At 62.0% G+C, this 1,862-nt stretch carries 2 protein-coding genes; one reads left to right on the top strand and one right to left on the bottom strand.

Annotated elements, in window-relative coordinates:
• The first annotated feature begins 230 nt into the window (after positions 1-230).
• The gene (locus E3N86_RS01030; protein ID WP_134511162.1) at positions 231-1,406 is read left to right on the top strand and encodes an IS30 family transposase; all 1,176 of its coding nucleotides are present in this window, start codon (positions 231-233) and stop codon (positions 1,404-1,406) included.
• A gap of 97 nt (positions 1,407-1,503) precedes the next feature.
• On the opposite strand, the gene E3N86_RS01025 is transcribed toward E3N86_RS01030, so the two are convergent.
• A partial coding sequence (locus E3N86_RS01025) for an ATP-binding protein (RefSeq protein ID WP_166784966.1) occupies positions 1,504-1,862 on the bottom strand: 359 nt, incomplete at its 5' end.

The raw sequence follows: 1,862 nt of genomic DNA, 5'->3' as shown, positions 1-1,862 counted from the left end.
GTGTCAAGAATCTCCCGCTCGAGAAATCGGTATCGGACAGCAAGTTTCTTCAAAGTGAGGGCCGTTGCGATCTCAGTGTCCGTGAGGTTTCCCATTGGACGGGAACGCTCCAACGCCGGGATGAGTTGCGCGGTGGTCAGCGGTGTTAACGCCGACCCAAAACAGGGCCAATAGTGCCGGGCGAGTTCTAGGTCTCGTCGCAACACTCCACCAAGATTTGGAGTGTGAAGATGGCCAGACGTGGGCGCAAGAGAAACCTCAACCGCGAAGACGAGTATTGGAAACTCATACTTGCCGGGATCGGACCGATCGCCGCCGCGAAGCGCGTGGGGATCGGACGCACGACCGGTCACCGTTGGCGATCTCAACGTGGTGGGATCGCGCCGCTACGACTTGCTGAGGCAGACAGACACGAACGGTACCTGAGCCTGATCGAACGTGAGCGGATCGCTGTGTTCAGACGAGAAGGATTCTCCATCCGAGAGATCTCCCGGCGACTCGGCCGGTCACCGTCGACGATCAGCCGCGAGCTTCGCCGCAACATGCGAAAACACGACCGCGGCCAGTACGACGCTGTCCTGGCCCACGCACGAGCACGAGAGAAGGCCCGACGGGCGCGAACAGGGCGCATCGGGCAAGACCTCCAGCTCCGCGACCTGGTTCAAGACAAACTGAAACTTGACTGGAGCCCCGAACAGATCAGCTACTGGCGACGAGACACTCACCCACAGAAACGATCGTGGCACGTGTGCCACGAAACGATCTACCAGGCCCTGTACTGGCCGGGTAACAGCGGTTTGACCAAAAAATTGACACCACACCTAAGAACGGGCAGGCCACTGCGCAAGCGTCGACGGCGCCCCGACGTACGCGCCCCACGCTTCATCGCACCAGCGACCCTGATCGACCACCGCCCCCAGGTCGTAAACGACAGGTCCCGGTTCGGAGACTGGGAAGGCGACCTGATCATCGGCACGCGCACCCGTTCGGCGATCGGCACCCTGGTAGACCGCAAGAGCGGCTACGCCGTCCTCCTCCACCTCCCCGGCGGGCACACCGCAGCTGAAGTCAACGCATCGCTCATTACCGCGATGTCTGCCCTACCTCAGGAACTCCGGCGGACTTTGACCTGGGACCAGGGCGCCGAAATGGCCAGCCACGACAAGATCGCCTCCCTCTTCACCGACGGCGTGTTCTTCGCTCACGCCGGCAAGCCCTGGCAACGCGGATCCAACGAGAACATGAACGGACTGCTGCGGCAGTACTTCCCTAAGCACACCGACCTCGCCATCCACAGCGCCGATGACCTCGCCGCTGTCGCGATCAAGATCAACAACAGGCCCCGGAAGCGACTCGGTTGGACAACACCAGCCCAGCTCCTCGCCGACGTACTACGATCCAGCTAACCAATCAGTGTTGCGACGACCGCTGGAATTCGCCCCGTTTGAAAACGGGGCCACTTTGTGTGTTTCTACTATGCCGTACCGGGTGCNTGTGTTTCTACTATGCCGTACCGGGTGCCGGCTGGTGGCTTCTGAGCCGGTAGCTGGTGCCTTTGAGGCTGATCACGTCGGCGTGGTGGACGATGCGGTCGATCATCGCGGAGGCGACGGTCGGGTCGCCGAAGACCTCGCCCCAGAGCCCGAATGAAAGGTTGCTCGTCATGATCAGCGACGCGTGTTCGTAGCGGCTCGCGATGAGCTGGAAGAACAGGTTCGCAGCGTCCTGATCGAACGGGATGTAGCCGACTTCGTCGCAGATCAGGACGCTGTAGCGGCGCAGCCGGGTCAGCTCCGCGGCGAGTTTCCCGCGGGAATGGGCGTCCTGGAGGCGGGCGACCCAGCCCGTTGCGGTGTCGAAGA

Source organism: Cryobacterium sp. Hz7 (assembly GCF_004402815.1).
GTDB classification, from domain to species: domain Bacteria; phylum Actinomycetota; class Actinomycetes; order Actinomycetales; family Microbacteriaceae; genus Cryobacterium; species Cryobacterium sandaracinum.
The sequence above is the reverse complement of the archived record's forward strand: the minus strand, read 5'-3'. Positions and strand labels throughout refer to the sequence as shown.